Below are 16,227 nucleotides of genomic sequence, written 5' to 3' on the forward strand. Positions count from 1 at the left end.
ACCGCGCGAGACCCCCGCCAAGCTCCCAAGCCGTCAGCAGACGGCGTCAAACCATGGGTAGCGGGCATTCGGCAACAGGCTCCCAGCCTCGTAGAAACCGGTAGCACCTCAGTTCTCTATGCGTTGCCGCCGGGCGTTGCATCGAACATCACGCCGCCCATGCTGAAAATCGATGGAAAATCCTGCTTTTTCTTCCCCGACTGTATATTGGTCCTTGAGAATAATACATATGGCGCAGTCCGATATGACGATCTCAGAACTGATGTGCGAAATCAGAACATGATCGTCGAGAGCGCGCCTACGGATGCCACTGTTGTCGGAGAAACATGGAAGTACGTCAATAAGAATGGGGGACCTGATCGCCGCTTTAAAGAGAATCGCCGCTTGCCAATCTGTTTATTTGAGGAAATTGGGATGGCAAGCGGGCAAGGCTTCAAAGGCTTGCTCCAATCATCGCGTCACGGAGCCGCCACCCCCGTCAACGATGCCTTCCGTGCAATCGGGCGTATATCGAAAGAACTACGGGATGCCGCTCCACTGCTGATGACATACGATCGGTGAATGAAGAGGTCACCCCCACCGCCGCGAATGATCCCGGCTCGATCTGGTTCCGTAGCATGCGGATGGTCGACTATCGCCGTCGCAGGCACACCAGGTGTCGTCAGACCAGAGCCGGCCACGGGCCTCGCCGGTGACGACGCCCCTGCCCTGAGGAACGAATAACCAACGCATCGGCCCACAGCACCGGGTGTCGGCCTCACGGCTGGGCTGTGGCCAGTATACTGAGAGCTGACGTCCTCAGCCGGTGGTCACGCGCCGCCGCGCTGGATCACCTCCAGCACCAGCGCCGCCGCGCCGTCGAGGATGAACTGCGCGGCCAGCGCCGCCAGCAGAATGCCCAGCACCCGGCTGATCACCGCCGCGGCGGTTTCGCCCAGCAGCCGGTTCAGGCGACCGGCGATCAGCAGCGCGCCCAGGGTCAGCGCCAGAACCAGCGCCAGAATGCCCAGAACCAGGGCCAGCGCCAGCCAGTCGCCGCCGGCGCGGGTGGTCAGCAGCAGGGTCGAGGTGATCGCGCCGGGGCCGGCGATCAGCGGAATGGCGAGCGGGAAGACCGAGACGTCCTCATGTTCATGCGTCAGGGCGTCTTCCATGATCTCCGGCGCCGCGAAGGCGCTTTCCGCCGCCAGCATCGCGGCGGCACCCGCGCCGATATCGGCGGCATGGGCCGCTTCCACCTGACGGCGGCGGCGTTCGGTGCGGCGTTCGAACACCATGTCGAAGGCAACCACGAACAGCAGCACGCCGCCCGCTACCCGGAAGGCATCCAGCGATACGCCGATCGCGCCCAGCAGCGCCTCGCCGCCCACCGCAAAGCCCAGCAGCACCAGCCCGCCCACCGCCACGCCGCGGATCGCCATGCGCCGGCGGGCCGCCTCGCCATGGTCGCGGGTCAGCGCGCCATACATCGGCGCCAGTCCGACCGGATCGATGATCACGAACAGGGTGACGAAGGCGCTGATCGCGAGTTCAATCATCGGTGGCTCCCTTGGTGGTCTGCCCGGTGCGGCGGCACCCCGTCACAGGACGCCCCGTCACAGGCCATCCCGCTACTGGTCATCCCGTCACCAGATCCTATCAGAGCCACGATGTCACGCCCGTGACGGTGACGGCAACGGCCGGCCGCTCATCGACCCCCGTCAGGATGCGCACGCCATGACCACAACCACACGTCCCCTCGCCATCGTCACCGGCGCCAGCGGCGGCATAGGCCGCGAGATCGCCCTGGCGCTCGCCACCCGTGGCTATGATCTGCTGTTGATCGCCCGCAACGCCAGCGGGCTCGCCCGCACCGCCGAGGCCGCAGGCGCGGCCGGCGCCCGAAGCCATTGCCTGCCGCTCGACCTGTCGGGCCCTGCCGATGCCATCCGCGCCAACCTTCAGGCGGCGCTGGATGCCGATGGCCGGGTGCCGGCGGTGCTGGTCAACAATGCCGGCTTCGGCATCGCCGGCCGCTTCGACCGCATCGATCCGGCGGCGATCGACGGGCAGATCGCCGTCGACATCGCAGCCCTGACCATCCTGACACGCGCGGTGCTGCCGGCAATGGTGGCGGCCGGGCGCGGCCGGGTGCTGAACCTGGCCTCGACGGCGGCCTTCGTGCCCGGCCCCGGGCTGGCGGTCTATTACGCGGCCAAGGCCTATGTCGTCTCGCTGGGCCGGGCGCTGGCGGTGGAGATGGCCGGTACCGGCGTCACCGTCACCACGCTGTGCCCCGGCCCCACCCGCACCGGTTTCGCCGAGCGGGCCGGCATGGCCGGATCGCGGCTGTTCAGCGGCAATCCGGGGCTGATGACCGCCGGGCAGGTGGCACGCATCGGCCTGGAGGCCACCTTCGCCGGCCGGCCGCTGGTGGTGCCGGGACGGGCCAACCGGCTGGGCGCGATCCTGTCGCGGCTGGCGCCACCGCAACTGGCGGCCCGGATGGTGAAGCGACTGCACCCGGACCAATCCTGATCAGGCTGCGTCGGGTCACTGCTCAAGTCGGGCCAATGCCCCATACGCTCAGTTCAGCCGGTGCGGCGGCACCGGGCTCGCATACTCGGTGGGTGGCGGCGTCGGGCCGGACTGATGATGGATCAACTTCCACCCACCATCCTCGCGCGCCAGCAGGTTGGTGGCGATCAGCACCGCGTCGTTGATCCGCTCATAGGCGATCACCCGCGCCAGATCGCCCAGCACCGCCAGATCGACCAGGTCCACCGTCACCGCCGGCGCGTTGGGATTGGCCAGAATCGCCCGCCAACTGGTCATCACCGCCTCATGCCCCACCAGCGCACCCCAGCCGGGATGGATGCAGGCGATCGGCAGCCGCGCCGCCCAAGCGGCGGTCATGGCGCCGAAATTCCGGTCGATGAAGGCCTGATAGAACGCGGCATGGGCGGTCATCACCGCCTGAAGATCGGCACGGCGGCGGCTGTCGGTGTCGTCGGTCATGGGCGCGTCGGCCTTCCTCTGCGGGATTGTCCGGGGTTGCGGTGCGGCGGATGATCCTGACATATGGTGCGGGGCTTGGCCGATGGTGAGCCCGCAATCCGCGATCACGGAGCCCGACCGCCCGATGCCGCTGCCCTTATCCGATCTACCCGCCCTGATGCGGCCCGCCGATGGCCCGGCACGCCGGCTGGTTGTGCTGCTCCACGGTTATGGCGGCGATGGCCGCGAGATGGCCGGCTTCGCCCGCCGCATGGCGCGGCGGATGCCCGATACGGCCTTCTTCACTCCCAATGGCCCCGAGCCCTGCCCCGAAGGTGTGGCCGGGCTGCAATGGTTCGCCACCCCCGGCTATCAGCCGGGCTTCGTTGCCGGCGATCCGGCGGCGATGCCGGCCGCGGATGCCGCCGGCCATGCCCGCATGGCCACCACCGCGGCCGCGTCCTGCCCGGCGCTGGATGTCCGGATCGATGCGGTGCTCGACCGTCTGGGGCTGAATGCCCGCCACATGGCCCTGGCCGGGTTCTCGCAGGGCCAGATGATGTCGCTGGCGCTGATGCTGGGCCGGCTCAGGGCCGGGCGTCCCGCGCCATCGGCGGTGGTCGGCTTCTCGGGCACGCTGCTGGGGCCGGTTCAGGCCGTATCGGTTCAGCCGCCGCGGACCGGATCGTTGCCGCCGGTTCTGCTCGTGCACGGCCGGGCCGACGACATCGTGCCCTTCGCGGCGGCGCGCTATGTTCAGGCAACACTGGCCATGGCGGGGTTTCCGGTCGATCTGCTGGCCCGGCCGGATCTCGACCATCGGGTCGACCTCACCGGGCTTGCCGCCGCCACCAGCTTCATCGACCATCACCTGCCATCGGCCGGTCCGGCCATGGTCACATCCGGAGACTGATATCATGACCGCGCAACCCGGCCTGACCGGCCCCGAACTGCTGCCCCCCGATGGCACGGTGCGGCGCGTCGTCGTGTTCCTGCACGGCTATGGCGCCGACGGCCAGGACCTCATCGGCCTGGCGCCGTTCTTTGCCCAGGTGCTGCCCGGCACCGCCTTCTATGCACCCGATGCGCCCGAACCCTGCGAGATGTCGCCCTTCGGTCGGCAATGGTTCGGGCTGGATGATTACGACCCCGATCTGCTGCGTCGGGAACCGGCCAACATGGCTGCCGCCCATGCCAGAATGGCGGCGGGGGTCGCCCGGTCGGCCGGGCCGTTGCGCAGTTTCCTGGCGGCGGCGCTGGAAACCCACGACCTCGCGGCCGACCGGCTGGCGCTGATCGGGTTTTCGCAGGGCACGATGATGGCGCTGGGTGTGGGGCTGGCGCTCAATCCGGCGCCGGCGGCGATCGTCGGTTTTTCAGGCGCGCTGCTGGGGCCGGTGCCGCCGGTGCCGGCGGCGGCCACGCGCCCGGCGGTGCTGCTGATCCATGGTGCGGCCGATCCGGTGGTGCCGGTGGAAGCCTCGGGCCATGCGGCCGCGAAGCTGAAGGATGCCGGCATCGCGGTCGATGTTCTGCGCCGGCCGGGGCTCGCCCATGGCATCGATCAGGCCGGTGCCGAGGCCGCGGCCGCCTTTCTCGTCAGGCATCTGCCAGGCTGAACGGATAGTCGCCGTCGGCCTGGGCGGCGGCATCGGCGAAGGCCATGGCCGCCGGCTCGTTGCGACCGCGCGGCCAGGCGGCCAGAACCTGCACCCGGGTTGCCGGATGGTCGATGGCGCGGATCTCCAGCCCTGCCGGCAGATTGGCGGCGGTGATCATGCTGGCGGGCAGGATGGTGAAGCCCAGCCCGGCCGCGACACAGCCGATGATGCCGTCCAGCGTGCCCAGTTCCAGCACCGTCACCGGCAGCCGGCCGGCATCGCGCAGCAGCCGTTCGGCGCGCGCGCGATAGGCACAGCCGCTGCGGAAGCCGATCAGGGGCAGCGGCGGGGACTGCGCGTTCGGGTCGGTGCCGGCCGCACGCAGCTGAACCAGATCCTCGGTCCAGACCGGCCGGGCGCTCAATGCCGGATGGTCCAGCGGCCCCGCGATCAGCGCCACATCCACCCGGTGGCGCAGCAGGGCCGCCACCAGCTCGTCGGTGGTGCCGGCGGTCACGCTGATCACGCCGCCGCCCGCGGGGCCGGCCCGGAACCGCGCCAGGATCTGCGGCAGATGGGTGGCGGCGATGGTCTCCATGGTGCCGATCCGCACCGGCCATGCCGACCGGTGCCCGGTATGACCATCCCCATCCGGGCTGACCGCGCGGCGCGCCTCCTCGGCCAGCATCAGCAGCCGGTCGGCATAATCCGCCAGCCGGCGGCCGGCATCGGTGACGTCCAGGCCCCGCGACCGGCGCCGGAACAGGGCCACGCCCAGATCCGCCTCCAGCCGCTTGATCCGCGCGGTCACCGCCGATGGCACGCAGTTCAGCCGCTCGGCGGCGGCGCTGGCACCGCCCAGTTCCGCGACGGCCTTCACCGCCGCCAGATCCACCAGATCCATGCAGGTCGTCCGTTCAAGCTGTTTGCATCACATCTGCAAGCAGCATCGACCGATTGTCGCTGGCGTGCAAGCGTGACCGGACCCATGATCGACAGGTTCCAGTGCTTCACCCTGCCCTGCCCTTCATCCGTCCGAGGTTGCCGCCATGACCACGCCGCCCAACGCCATTGTCGATACCGCGCTCACCCGCCGCTTCGGGCTGACCCTGCCGGTCATCCAGGCGCCGATGGCCGGCGGGCCGACCACGGCCGAACTGGTTGCCGGGGCCAGCAATGCCGGCGTGCTGGGCGCACTGGGTGCGGCCTACACCCCGGCGCAGGATCTGCCGGCGGCGATCCGCGCGATCCGCGCGCTGACCGACCGGCCATTCGCGGTCAATCTGTTCTTCCATCAGGGCCGCACCGCCACGGCGCCCGAGATTGCCGCGGCCCGTGCCGCCCTGGCGCCGCTGGCCGCACGGGTCGGCGCGGACCTGCCCGACGACGTGTCTGACGCCGCACCGCCGCTTGGCCCCCAGATCCAGGCGGTGCTGAACGAGGCCCCTGCGGCGCTGAGCTTCACCATGGGCCTGCCGCCGGCCGGGCTGGTGGAAGAGGCCCGGCGCCGCGGCATTGCCCTGATCGGCACGGCCACCACGGCCGACGAGGTCCGCCGGCTGATCGCGGCCGGCATCGACATGATCTGCATACAGGGCGCCGAGGCTGGCGGCCATAGCGGCATGTTCTCGGCCGACGGTCCACCACCGTCGCAGAGCTGGGCGTCGCTGATCGAGGCGATGGCACCCGAGGCCGAGGCGGCGGGCGTGACGCTGATCGTCGCCGGCGGCATCATGACCGGGCGCGGCGTGGCGGCGGCGCTGGCGCTGGGTGCCGCCGGCGCCCAGCTCGGCACCGCCTTCATGGCCACGGCCGAGGCCGGCACCAGGCCCGGTCACCGCCAGTTGCTGCAGACATCCGCCCGGGCGGGTGGCGCCATGACCGTACTGACCCGCAGCTATACCGGCCGCTATGCCCGAAAGCTGCTGTCGGCGGGCGAGGCCATACCGCCCGAGCCGACGGCACTGGCGGCCTTCCCGGCCCAGCATGGCCTGACCAAACCGATCCGGGCCGCGGCCGATGCGGCGGGGGTGCCCGAAGCGCAGGCATACTGGGCGGGTGCCGGCGCCGGGCTGGTACGCCCGGATGGTATTGCCGTGGCCGAGCTGGTGGCCGCCCTGGGCCGCGAGATGCGCGCCGCCCTGGCCCGCATGCCCGGCGCGCGCTAGAGCTGGTCGCGCCGGCCGTGCTGGTAGTGCTGGTAGTTCCGGCATGACCCACGGCCGTCGCCTGACGCAACTGTCCCATGTCGGGCAGCATGGTTGCGGCATCGCGCCCCGCATGGTTCCATGTGAAACATAGGCCGGTCGCATCCACGCGGCCGATGGCCCGAGGGAACCGCAGGAAGGCAGGACTGTCGCGATGAGCAGAGACGAGGATTTCCTGGGCGACCGGCCACGCGGAGCCTCCGGCGACAGCGCCTGGAGCGGCCAGGACCGCAGCGCCATGATGATGCGCTATGACAACGAGAAGAAGAGCCTGCTGATCGCCTATCTGCTGTGGTTCTTCCTCGGCGTGTTCGGCGTGCACCGGATGTATCTGGGGGCCTGGGTCAGCGGTCTGCTGATGCTGGCGTTGAACGGTGTCAGCACCCTGCTGGCCGTGGTGTTCATCGGCTATATCGGCTTCATCCTGCTGTTCCTGTGGCTGCTGCTGGATCTGTTCCTGATCCCGGTGATCGTCCGCCGGCGCAACGAGGACCTGATCCGCCGCCTGACCACCTGATCCGCCTGAGCCCAACCGATGGCCGCCTTCACAAGGCGGCCATCACCCTGTCCACTCCTACCGAAAGATGCCCGACCGCATGAACCAGATGTCGACGGAACTCGATGCCGTTGCAGCCACCCTGAGCGCCCTTGCCGTGACCTATGGCATGGCGGTTCTGGGGGCGGTCGCCATCCTGATCGGCGGCTGGCTGGTCGCCGGCTGGGCCGAACGGGGGATGAGCCGCGCACTGGGCCGGCTGTCGAGCATAGACCCGACGCTGCGCCCGTTCATCGCCACCATCATCCGGTATGCGATCATCGTCCTGACCATCGTGATCGTGCTGGGCCAGTTCGGGGTGCAGACGGCCAGCATCATCGCCATTCTGGGTGCCGCCGGTCTTGCCATCGGTCTGGCGCTTCAGGGCACATTGTCGAATGTGGCGGCAGGCATCATGCTGCTGTTCCTGCGCCCGTTCCGGGTGGGAGATTTCATCGATGCCGGCGGCCGTGCCGGATCGGTGATCCATGTCAGCCTGTTCACCACCGAACTGAAAATGGCCGATGGCGTGTATATGAGCCTGCCCAACAGCCAGGTCTGGGGACAGGCGATCACCAATTACAGCCGCAACCCCGTGCGCCGGATGGACGTGGTGGTGGGCATCGCCTATGACGACGACATCGACGCGGCGCTGACCGCGCTGAAAGCCATGGCCGATGCCGACGACCGGGTGCTGAAAGACCCGGCGGCACAGACCATGGTAACCAATCTGGGCGAAAGCTCGGTCGACCTCACGCTCCGGATCTGGGCGACGCTGGACAATTACTGGGACCTGCGCTGGGACATGATCAAGGGCGCCAAGCTGACGGTGGAAGCCGCCGGCTGCAGCATCCCCTTCCCGCAGCGCGACCTGCATCTGGTCGACACGAAGCAGATCGCGGTCAAGGTGATCGACGACCCGAAGATGGCCGGCTGAGCCGCCGGCATCCGGTGGGCCGGTTGCGGCCTCAGGCCCCCAGCCTGCGGCCGTCGGCACCGAAGACGTGCAGGCGGTCCAGCCGGGCCTGAAGCGGCAGGCGGCTGCCGGGGATCGCATCCACCGGCCCGGCCAGACGCGCGGTCATCAGGCCACGCGCCTCTCCGGCCGGGTCGGCCAGGGCGGCACCGCAGGGGCTGCATGGCCGGCCATGGATCAGGGTATCGGCCCCCAGCGGTTCCACCGCCGCCACGTCCAGTGCTATGTCGAGCGTGGCCGCACCCTGAAGCACCGTGGCGCCGGCGCGGTGCAGGTCTTCCGGCCGGATGCCCAGAACGCCATCCTTGCCATCCCCGGTCATACCGCCCAGTCCCACCGCCGCCGGGTCGATCCGGATCGGGCGATCGCCCTGAACCAGCACCGCGTCGGCCGCGATGGCGGCCGGCATGAAGTTCATCGCCGGCGAGCCGATGAAGCCGGCGACGAAGCGGGTGGCCGGGCGCAGATACAGATCCAGCGGCCGGCCGATCTGTTCGGCCCGCCCGCCATGCATCACCACCAGCCGGTCGGCCAGGGTCATCGCCTCGACCTGATCATGGGTGACATACAGGCTGGTGACGCCCAGGCGCTGATGCAGGCGCTTGATTTCCAGCCGCATCTGCACTCTGAGCTTGGCATCCAGGTTCGACAGCGGTTCATCGAACAGGAACAGCTTGGGCTCGCGCACGATCGCACGGCCCATGGCCACGCGCTGGCGCTGGCCGCCGGACAGCGCCTGCGGCTTGCGGTTCAGCAGATCCCCCAAGCCCAGCATGGCGGCGGCCTCGTCGACGCGGGCGCGGATCCGGTCCTTGCTCTGGCCGCGGATCTTCAGGCCATAGGCCATGTTGTCGAACACGGTCATATGCGGATAGAGCGCATAGTTCTGGAACACCATCGCCACATCGCGGTCGCGCGGCTCCAGCTCGTTGACCAGCCGGCCATCGATCTCGATCCGGCCCTCGCCCACGGTCTCAAGCCCGGCCACCATCCGCAGCAGGGTGGATTTACCGCAACCCGAGGGGCCGACCAGCACCACGAATTCGCCATCGGCGACGTCCAGTTCCACACCATGGATGACCGGGGTGTCGCCATATGACTTGCGCAGGCCGCGCAGGGTGAGCGTGCTCATCGGGTAAGACTCTTCCGGAGTGAGTGGGCAGGACGGTATGACCGGCGGGCAGGACCAAGCCGGTATGACCTTGCGGGGCCGGTATTACTTTTCGCTGTCGACCAGGCCCTTGACGAACCAGCGCTGCATGCCCAGCACCACCGCCAGCGGCGGCAGCATGGCCAGGATGGTCATGGCCATGACCAGGTTCCATGGCGTCAACTCGTCGCTGCCAGAAAGCGCGCGCTGGATGCCGATCATGATCGTGGTATAGGCGGGATCGCTGGTCACGATCAGCGGCCACAGATACTGGTTCCAGCCATAAGCGAACATGATCACGAACAGCGCCGCGATGTTGGTCCGCGACAGGGGCAGGATGATGTCGAAGAAGAACCGCATCGGCCCGGCGCCGTCGACCCGCGCCGCCTCGACCAGCTCGTCGGGGATGGTCAGGAAGAACTGACGGAACAGGAAGGTGGCGGTGGCGGATGCCAGCAGCGGCACCACCAGCCCGCCATAGCTGTTCAGCAGCCCCAGATCGGCGACCACCTGGAAAGTCGGCACGATCCTGACCTCGACCGGCAGCATCAGCGTGGCGAAGATCATCCAGAACCACAGCGTCCGCAGCGGAAACCGGAAGAACACGATCGCATAGGCCGACAGCAGCGAGATGACGATCTTGCCGATGGCGATGCCCAGCGCCATGACCAGCGAATTGCCCAGCATCGCCAGCACCGACATGCTGCCGAAGGTGGGAATACCCGTGGCCAGCACACGCGAATAGGTATCGACCAGTTCGGTCCCCGGCAGCAGCGGCACGACCCCCCGCACCATGGTCGCGGCCTCGTGGGTGGATGTCACCAGCGCCATATAGACCGGAAAAGCGATGGTCGCGAGACCGATCATGATCAGCGCATGCCGGATCAGCCGGGAGCGCGCAGTGCCTTCGACCATGGCCATGGCATCAATTCCTTCGGATCGGTCTGGTCATCTGGTCAGTAGTGAACGCGGCGCTCGACATAGCGGAACTGGATCACGGTCATCCCCGCCACCAGCACCATCAGGATCACCGACTGGGCCGCGGACCGGCCGAGATCGAGGCCGATGAAGCCGTCCTTGAACACCTTGTAGACCAGGGTTTCGGTGGCGACACCGGGGCCGCCCTGGGTGACCGCGTGGATCACCGGAAAGGTGTCGAAGAACGCATAGGCCAGGTTCACCACCACCAGGAAGAAGGCGGTGGGCGACAAGAGCGGCAGCACGATCGAGACGAACCGCCGGCGCGGCCCGGCGCCATCGATCGCCGCCGCTTCCAGCAGCGAGCGCGGGATGGATTGCAGACCGGCCAGAAAGAACACGAAATTATAGGCGATCTGCTTCCAGGCCGAGGCCAGCACCACCAGCAGCAGCGCCTGATCGCCGTTGCGGACGTGGTTCCAGTCGATCCCGACCAGATCCAGCCAATGGGCACCGATGCCGACCGTGGGATTGAAGATGAAGAACCAGAGCGCCCCGGCCACGGCCGGCGCGATGGCATAGGGCGCCACCGCCATGGCGCGGTAGAGGCTGCCCGTGCGCTTGGCCGTCACCCCGTCGATCAGCGCCGCCAGCAACAGCCCGCCGGTCAGCGACAGCAGCATCACGCCCGTGCTGAACACGGCGGTGACGCCGAAGGCATGGCGATAGCCGGGATCGGCCAGCACCGCTTCGAAATTCTCGAACCAGACGAACTCCGAGCCGAAGCCAAAGGCGTCCTCGATCAGCATCGACTGTTTCAGCGCCTGCACCGCCGGCCAGACGAAGAACAGGATGGTGATCAGGATCTGTGGCGCCACCAGGGCGAGCGGCAGGGCGGTGCCGCGAAACAGGGTGCGTTTGGCCATGGGTGAGGCAGGCTTCCATCGGCGTCAGGAACAGATCCGGCACCGGCAACAGCTGCCGGTGCCGGATCGGATGATCCGATCGGATGATCGCGATCAGTTGCCGGCGGTGCGTTCAAACCGGCGCAGCAGGTCGTCGCTGCGGGTCTTGGCGCTGTCCAGCGCGTCCTTGGCCGATTTGGTGCCGGCGAAGACCGCTTCCATCTCTTCCTCGATCACGTCGCGGATCTGGACGAAATTGCCCAGGCGCAGACCCTTGGAATTCGCGGTCGGCTGGTTCAGATTGATCTGACGGATCGAGACCTCGGCCAGCGGATTCTCGTCGTAAGCGCCCTGCTTCTTGGCCAGGTCATAGGCCGCCGTGGTGATCGGCAGGTAGCCGGTGAACAGATGCCAGTCGACCTGAACTTCGGGCGAGGACAGATAGCTGAAGAACTTGGCGGTACCCTTGTATTCTTCCGCCGACTTGCCGCTGAGCACCCAGAGGGTGGCACCGCCGATGATCGAGTTCTGAGGCTTTTCAACCGCACTCGCCCAGTAGGGCAGCATGTTGACGCCGAACTTGAAATCCTGCACCGCGTTGCGGATGCCGGCGAGCGAGGCCGAGCTGTCGATATAGAGCACGCATTCGCCCGAAATGAACTTGGGCCGCGCATCGCTGCGGCGTCCGCCGTAATCGAACGCCTTGGTCTTCTGCCATTCGCCCAGGGTTTCAAGATGCTTCACCTGCAGCGGGCCGTTGATCTCCAGCACCGTGTCGAGGCCGGCGAAGCCGTTCTCGTTGGTGGCGAAGGGCAGATTGTGCCAGGCCGACAGGTTCTCGATCTGGGTCCAGCTCGGCCAGCCGGTGGTCATACCGCAGGTATAACCGGCAGCCTGCGCCTTCTTGATGTAATCGCCGACCTGTTCCCAGGTGGCAAGATCGGTCTTGGGATCGATGCCGGCCTTGGCGGCGGCATCGAGGTTCACATACATGACCGGGGTCGAGCTGTTGAACGGCATCGACAGCATGCGACCGTCGGTGGTGCTGTAATAGCCGGTCACCGCCTGGAGATAGGCCTTGGGATCGAAGGGCTCGCCCGCTTCCGCCATCACCTCATAGACCGGCTTCACCGCGCCCTTGGCCGCCATCATGGTGGCGGTGCCGACCTCGAACACCTGCACGATCGCCGGCTGCTGACCGGCGCGGAAGGCGGCGATCGCCGAGGTCATGGTCTCGGCATAGGTGCCCTTGTAGACCGGCACCAGCTCGTAATCGGACTGGGTGGCGTTGAAGTTGCGGGCGATCTCCTCGACCTTCTGGCCAAGTTCGCCACCCATGGCATGCCACCATTCAACTTTGGTGGCGGCGGCGGCAGGGCTGGCGAGCCCCATGGCCACGGCGGCGGCAACGATCCAGGTTTTGCTCATATCGACGCTCCCTGCGAGGGACCGGCCGGGTCGGCACCGGCGATCCTGACGGTTCGGTTGAGGCGGGCGACCGGATCGGAGACGACAGCGCAGCCACCGGCGGGAACCAGCCCCGCCGGCCGGTCAGGCCAGAGCGCCGAGAATCCGGTCGGGAAAATCGCTGAACACCGCATCGACGCCCAGCCGGACGAGATGAACGGCGCGGATCGGGTCGTTGACGGTCCAGGCCCTGAGCGCCAGACCGCGGCCATGGACCGCGGCCACCACATCGGCGTCGATCGGCCGTTCCCACAGATGCACGGCCACCGGCGCCAGATCGGCCGTCAGCCGGTCCATCTCGGCCGGGGGCGGCAGGGTCTCGAACAGCAGCGCGCGCGGCAGATCGGGGGCGAGGTCGCGGGCCGTGGCCAGGGCCTCCATCTCGAACGACGACAGCAGCGGCGGCCGCTTGTCCGCCGGCCACAGCCGCAGCAGCATCTCGACCACCAGCCGAGCGGTTTCAGCCGTGCGTCCGGGACAGGGCTTGATCTCGACATTGGCGTCGAGATCGCGCGCCACCAGCAGTTCGATGGTCTCCCCCAGGGTCGGCACGCGGGTGCCCGAGAAGCGGTCGTCGAACCAGCGCCCGGCATCCAGCGCCTGAAATGCCGCCAGATCGAACCCCGCCGCCGGCCCGTGGCCATCGGTGGTGCGGTCGACCAGATCGTCATGCATCAGCACCGGCACGCCGCAACGGGTGAGCTTGACGTCGAACTCAACCATCGCCACACCCATATCGGCAGCAAGGGCGATGGCGGGCAGCGTGTTTTCAGGCGCGGCCCCGCTGGCGCCGCGATGGCCGATAACGCGAGGATCCGACAAGGTGGACATGGTCATGGGCATAGGTCCGATGCATCGACGAGGGTTCAACTGACGGGCAAGCCACGATCGCCGACGTGCCCGGGTTGTACCCGCGGCATTTGACGGTTTCGTGGCAGTCCGATGACTGGGCTGTGATATCGCGCGGCCATGGCAGTGCGTCCATGCACCGCGCGCGGACTTTCATGACCGGGGTTGTGGTGGTATCTAAGATCACGGGAAAGAAGCCGTATACCGGCCATGATCGCGGCGTAGAGACCCTGAGGAGACGGAATGGACGCGCTCAACAAGGTGATCGAAGGGTTCCGGCGGTTCCGGGACGACGGCATGCGCAACAACCCGACGCTGTTCGCATCGCTCGCCCGCGAACAGACGCCGAAGGTGATGATGATCGCCTGTTGCGACAGCCGGGTCGATCCGGCGCTGATCACGTCGGCCGATCCCGGCGATCTGTTCATCCTGCGCAACGTGGCCAATCTGGTGCCGCCGTTTGAACCCGACGGCGCCCGCCACGGCACCTCGGCGGCGCTGGAATTCGCGGTCAATGGCCTGGGCGTGCAGCATGTGGTGGTGCTGGGCCATGCCAGTTGCGGCGGCATCCGCGCCCTGGTCCAGCGCGACCCCGAACAACCCAACAACGACTTCATCGATGTCTGGATGTCGCAGATCGCCGATGTGCGGGCGCGGATCCTGCACGACCACGCCGATGTCGATGCCCATGAGCACCAGCATCTGTGCGAGCTGGAATCGATCAAGGTGTCCCTGGCCAATCTGGCCACGTTCCCCTGGATCGCCGACCGGCTGACTGCCGGCACCATCCGCCTGCATGGCTGGTATTACGACATCGCCAACGCCCGCATCCTGGCCTATGACCGCGAGGCCGATGCCTTCCTGCCACTCTGACCGGGCGCAGACGGCAGCACCTCACCCCCGCCGGTCGCGCCTGAGCCAGCGCCGGCGGCGGGGGGCCGGCGGTGCCGCTGTGACGGCCTCGGCCTCGCCTTCGGTACGGCGGCCCACCACCAGCGGCAGCAACTGGGCATAGCCATCGGCGCGCAGCCGGCCCAGACAGGCTTCGATATCCTCAGCCTCGCGGCCGACCTCGTCGAGTGTCGCCGCCGCCAGCAGCAGGCTCGCCTCGATCGTCTCGGGCAGAACCCGACCGGCGCCGGCATGACGCAGCCGCTCGGCGTGATGGGCATCATGGGCGCGGGCGACGATGGCCACGCCGGGGGCGGCATGGCGGATGGCGCGTACCGCGCGTTCGGCGGCGGCGGCATGATCCACCGTCACCACCACCGCGGCCGCGCGCTCGATACCGGCCGCGCGCAGCACATCGCGGCGCGCGCCATCGCCGAAGAACACGTTATGGCCCTGAAGCCGGCCATCGGCGACCTGATCGCTGTCGAGATCCAGCGCCAGATAGGGGCTGCGGCTGTGCTCCAGCACATGGGCGACGGTGCGCCCGACCCGGCCGAAGCCCAGGATCACGACATGGGCCTCAAGATCGGCGGCTTCCTCGCCCAGTTGATCGGCGGGAGCGGCTGCAGGCGGCGTCAGCCGGCGTTCCAACCGGCGGCCCATCGCATCCAGCAGCGGGGTGACCGCCATGGTCAGAGCGACCGCCGCGGTCACCGGTGCGGCATCGGCCCCCGCCACCAGCCCCAGCATGCCGGCGGTGCCGATGACGACGAAGGCGAATTCGCCGCCCTGGGCCAGCAGCAGGCCGCTGCGTGCCGCCAGCGGCACCGGCAGGCCGAAGATCCTCCCCAGCCCGGCAAGAACCAGGGTCTTGACCGCCAGCAGCCCCAGGGTCAGCGCCAGCACCAGCGGCCACTCGGCCACCACCACCCCCAGATCGACGCCCATGCCCACCGACAGGAAGAACACCCCCAGGAACAGGCCGCGCACCGGCTCGATATCGCCCTCGATCTGATGACGGAAGGCGGTGCCGGCCAGCAACGCGCCGGCCAGGAATGCGCCCAGCGCCAGCGACATGCCGGCCAGCGCCGTCAGCAGCGAGGTGCCCAGAACCACCAGCAGGGTGGCACCCATGAACACATCCGGATTGCGCAGGGCCGCGATCCGCCGGAAGGCCGGCTGCGACAGATAGCGCCCGGCCAGCGAGATGCCGACCAGCGCCACGGCGGCCTTTGCCACCGCCAGCCCCAGCGCCGCCAGCGCGTCGCCGCCGGGCGCCGCCAGCAGCGGCAGGGCCGCCAGCATCGGCACCACCGCCAGATCCTGAAACAGCAGCACCGCGATCGCCACCCGGCCGATGCGGGTGACCTGCTCTCCGCGTTCCACCAGCAATTGCAGCACCACGGCCGTGGACGACAAGGCCAGCGCGCCGCCGATGATCATGGCCGGCACCGGCGCCAGCCCCAGCGCCATGCCGATACCGGCGGCGATCGCGCCGGTGACCAGCACCTGGGTCAGGCCCAGCCCCAGCACCAGCCGGCGCATGGTGCGCATGCGTTCGAACGACAATTCCAGGCCGATCGAGAACAGCAGGAACACCACGCCGAATTCGGCGAACAGGTGCAGCGCCGGGCCTTCATCCACCAGTCCGAAGCCGTGGGGCCCCACCGCAGGGGAATCGCATTTGAAGAATAGCCCTGGCGACCGGTGGCGAAGTGGAGTCTGTATGAGTGTTCCTGAGAGGGGGACATG

Annotated in this window: 16 protein-coding genes and 1 pseudogene; 8 read left to right on the forward strand and 9 right to left on the reverse strand. The window is 68.2% G+C overall.

All coding sequences use genetic code 11. From position 1 onward, the window contains the following. Positions 1–561 (forward strand): annotated as a pseudogene (locus tag IEW15_RS22710) (hypothetical protein); the annotation flags it as partial. A gap of 248 nt (positions 562–809) precedes the next feature. On the opposite strand, the gene IEW15_RS22715 reads toward IEW15_RS22710, so the two are convergent. Next, complete coding sequence (locus IEW15_RS22715; protein WP_188582302.1) at positions 810–1,538, reverse strand: MarC family protein; 729 nt, start codon at positions 1,536–1,538, stop codon at positions 810–812. Between the two features lie 178 nt (positions 1,539–1,716). Between IEW15_RS22715 and IEW15_RS22720 the strand changes: the two genes are divergently transcribed. Next, positions 1,717–2,517, forward strand: coding sequence for an SDR family NAD(P)-dependent oxidoreductase (locus IEW15_RS22720; protein WP_188582305.1), 801 nt, complete (start codon positions 1,717–1,719; stop codon positions 2,515–2,517). 48 nt (positions 2,518–2,565) lie between these two features. On the opposite strand, the gene IEW15_RS22725 is transcribed toward IEW15_RS22720, so the two are convergent. Then, a complete protein-coding gene (locus tag IEW15_RS22725; RefSeq protein ID WP_188582308.1) occupies positions 2,566–2,997 on the reverse strand; it encodes a nuclear transport factor 2 family protein in 432 nt (143 codons plus the stop codon). Positions 2,998–3,121: 124 nt separating this feature from the next. Here IEW15_RS22725 and IEW15_RS22730 point away from each other — a divergent pair, with 124 nt between their 5' ends. After that, complete coding sequence (locus IEW15_RS22730) at positions 3,122–3,889, forward strand: alpha/beta hydrolase (protein WP_188582310.1); 768 nt, start codon at positions 3,122–3,124, stop codon at positions 3,887–3,889. A gap of 4 nt (positions 3,890–3,893) precedes the next feature. Next, positions 3,894–4,595 carry an alpha/beta hydrolase gene (locus IEW15_RS22735; protein ID WP_188582312.1) on the forward strand — a complete coding sequence of 234 codons (702 nt, stop codon included), beginning with the start codon at positions 3,894–3,896 and terminating at the stop codon, positions 4,593–4,595. Here the strand turns inward: IEW15_RS22735 and IEW15_RS22740 are convergent. After that, positions 4,576–5,481 (reverse strand): LysR family transcriptional regulator, encoded by a 906-nt coding sequence (locus IEW15_RS22740; RefSeq protein WP_188582314.1) that lies wholly within the window; start codon positions 5,479–5,481, stop codon positions 4,576–4,578. The genes IEW15_RS22735 and IEW15_RS22740 overlap by 20 nt on opposite strands. A gap of 145 nt (positions 5,482–5,626) precedes the next feature. Between IEW15_RS22740 and IEW15_RS22745 the strand changes: the two genes are divergently transcribed. The 3 genes from IEW15_RS22745 to IEW15_RS22755 all read left to right on the forward strand — a co-directional run bounded on the left by IEW15_RS22745 (position 5,627) and on the right by IEW15_RS22755 (position 8,256). Beyond that, on the forward strand, positions 5,627–6,745 hold the full coding sequence (locus IEW15_RS22745) for an NAD(P)H-dependent flavin oxidoreductase (protein ID WP_188582316.1): 1,119 nt from the start codon (positions 5,627–5,629) through the stop codon (positions 6,743–6,745). A 193-nt stretch (positions 6,746–6,938) separates the two neighbouring features. Then, the gene (locus tag IEW15_RS22750) at positions 6,939–7,301 is read left to right on the forward strand and encodes a TM2 domain-containing protein (RefSeq protein ID WP_188582318.1); all 363 of its coding nucleotides are present in this window, start codon (positions 6,939–6,941) and stop codon (positions 7,299–7,301) included. A gap of 79 nt (positions 7,302–7,380) precedes the next feature. Then, positions 7,381–8,256, forward strand: coding sequence for a mechanosensitive ion channel family protein (locus IEW15_RS22755; protein WP_188582320.1), 876 nt, complete (start codon positions 7,381–7,383; stop codon positions 8,254–8,256). 31 nt (positions 8,257–8,287) lie between these two features. Here the strand turns inward: IEW15_RS22755 and ugpC are convergent, their stop codons facing one another. The 5 genes from ugpC to IEW15_RS22780 form a co-directional block, all read right to left on the reverse strand. Beyond that, on the reverse strand, positions 8,288–9,427 hold the full coding sequence (gene ugpC, locus IEW15_RS22760) for a sn-glycerol-3-phosphate ABC transporter ATP-binding protein UgpC (protein ID WP_188582322.1): 1,140 nt from the start codon (positions 9,425–9,427) through the stop codon (positions 8,288–8,290). 84 nt (positions 9,428–9,511) lie between these two features. Then, a complete protein-coding gene (ugpE, locus tag IEW15_RS22765; protein ID WP_372402877.1) occupies positions 9,512–10,360 on the reverse strand; it encodes a sn-glycerol-3-phosphate ABC transporter permease UgpE in 849 nt (282 codons plus the stop codon). A gap of 41 nt (positions 10,361–10,401) precedes the next feature. Next, positions 10,402–11,289, reverse strand: coding sequence for a sn-glycerol-3-phosphate ABC transporter permease UgpA (gene ugpA / locus IEW15_RS22770; protein WP_188582326.1), 888 nt, complete (start codon positions 11,287–11,289; stop codon positions 10,402–10,404). A 93-nt stretch (positions 11,290–11,382) separates the two neighbouring features. Further along, positions 11,383–12,696, reverse strand: a complete 1,314-nt coding sequence (gene ugpB, locus IEW15_RS22775) for a sn-glycerol-3-phosphate ABC transporter substrate-binding protein UgpB (protein ID WP_188582328.1) — start codon at positions 12,694–12,696, stop codon at positions 11,383–11,385. Between the two features lie 123 nt (positions 12,697–12,819). Further along, positions 12,820–13,572 carry a glycerophosphodiester phosphodiesterase family protein gene (locus IEW15_RS22780; RefSeq protein ID WP_188582330.1) on the reverse strand — a complete coding sequence of 251 codons (753 nt, stop codon included), beginning with the start codon at positions 13,570–13,572 and terminating at the stop codon, positions 12,820–12,822. A gap of 255 nt (positions 13,573–13,827) precedes the next feature. Between IEW15_RS22780 and IEW15_RS22785 the strand changes: the two genes are divergently transcribed. After that, positions 13,828–14,457: a carbonic anhydrase gene (locus tag IEW15_RS22785; RefSeq protein ID WP_188582332.1), complete on the forward strand. Its 630-nt coding sequence runs from the start codon at positions 13,828–13,830 to the stop codon at positions 14,455–14,457. Positions 14,458–14,478: 21 nt separating this feature from the next. On the opposite strand, the gene IEW15_RS22790 is transcribed toward IEW15_RS22785, so the two are convergent. Beyond that, positions 14,479–16,143: a cation:proton antiporter domain-containing protein gene (locus tag IEW15_RS22790; protein ID WP_188582334.1), complete on the reverse strand. Its 1,665-nt coding sequence runs from the start codon at positions 16,141–16,143 to the stop codon at positions 14,479–14,481. Positions 16,144–16,227 lie beyond the last annotated feature (84 nt).

The sequence above is a fragment of the Tistrella bauzanensis genome (assembly GCF_014636235.1).
Lineage (GTDB): Bacteria > Pseudomonadota > Alphaproteobacteria > Tistrellales > Tistrellaceae > Tistrella > Tistrella bauzanensis.

Coding starts and splice junctions, on each gene's coding strand:
- IEW15_RS22715 (WP_188582302.1), bottom strand. CDS start 1,538: ATGATTGAACTCGCGATCAGCGCCTTCGTCACCCTGTTCGTGATCATC.
- IEW15_RS22720 (WP_188582305.1), top strand. CDS start 1,717: ATGACCACAACCACACGTCCCCTCGCCATCGTCACCGGCGCCAGCGGC.
- IEW15_RS22725 (WP_188582308.1), bottom strand. CDS start 2,997: ATGACCGACGACACCGACAGCCGCCGCCGTGCCGATCTTCAGGCGGTG.
- IEW15_RS22730 (WP_188582310.1), top strand. CDS start 3,122: ATGCCGCTGCCCTTATCCGATCTACCCGCCCTGATGCGGCCCGCCGAT.
- IEW15_RS22735 (WP_188582312.1), top strand. CDS start 3,894: ATGACCGCGCAACCCGGCCTGACCGGCCCCGAACTGCTGCCCCCCGAT.
- IEW15_RS22740 (WP_188582314.1), bottom strand. CDS start 5,481: ATGGATCTGGTGGATCTGGCGGCGGTGAAGGCCGTCGCGGAACTGGGC.
- IEW15_RS22745 (WP_188582316.1), top strand. CDS start 5,627: ATGACCACGCCGCCCAACGCCATTGTCGATACCGCGCTCACCCGCCGC.
- IEW15_RS22750 (WP_188582318.1), top strand. CDS start 6,939: ATGAGCAGAGACGAGGATTTCCTGGGCGACCGGCCACGCGGAGCCTCC.
- IEW15_RS22755 (WP_188582320.1), top strand. CDS start 7,381: ATGAACCAGATGTCGACGGAACTCGATGCCGTTGCAGCCACCCTGAGC.
- ugpC (WP_188582322.1), bottom strand. CDS start 9,427: ATGAGCACGCTCACCCTGCGCGGCCTGCGCAAGTCATATGGCGACACC.
- ugpE (WP_372402877.1), bottom strand. CDS start 10,360: ATGGTCGAAGGCACTGCGCGCTCCCGGCTGATCCGGCATGCGCTGATC.
- ugpA (WP_188582326.1), bottom strand. CDS start 11,289: ATGGCCAAACGCACCCTGTTTCGCGGCACCGCCCTGCCGCTCGCCCTG.
- ugpB (WP_188582328.1), bottom strand. CDS start 12,696: ATGAGCAAAACCTGGATCGTTGCCGCCGCCGTGGCCATGGGGCTCGCC.
- IEW15_RS22780 (WP_188582330.1), bottom strand. CDS start 13,572: ATGACCATGTCCACCTTGTCGGATCCTCGCGTTATCGGCCATCGCGGC.
- IEW15_RS22785 (WP_188582332.1), top strand. CDS start 13,828: ATGGACGCGCTCAACAAGGTGATCGAAGGGTTCCGGCGGTTCCGGGAC.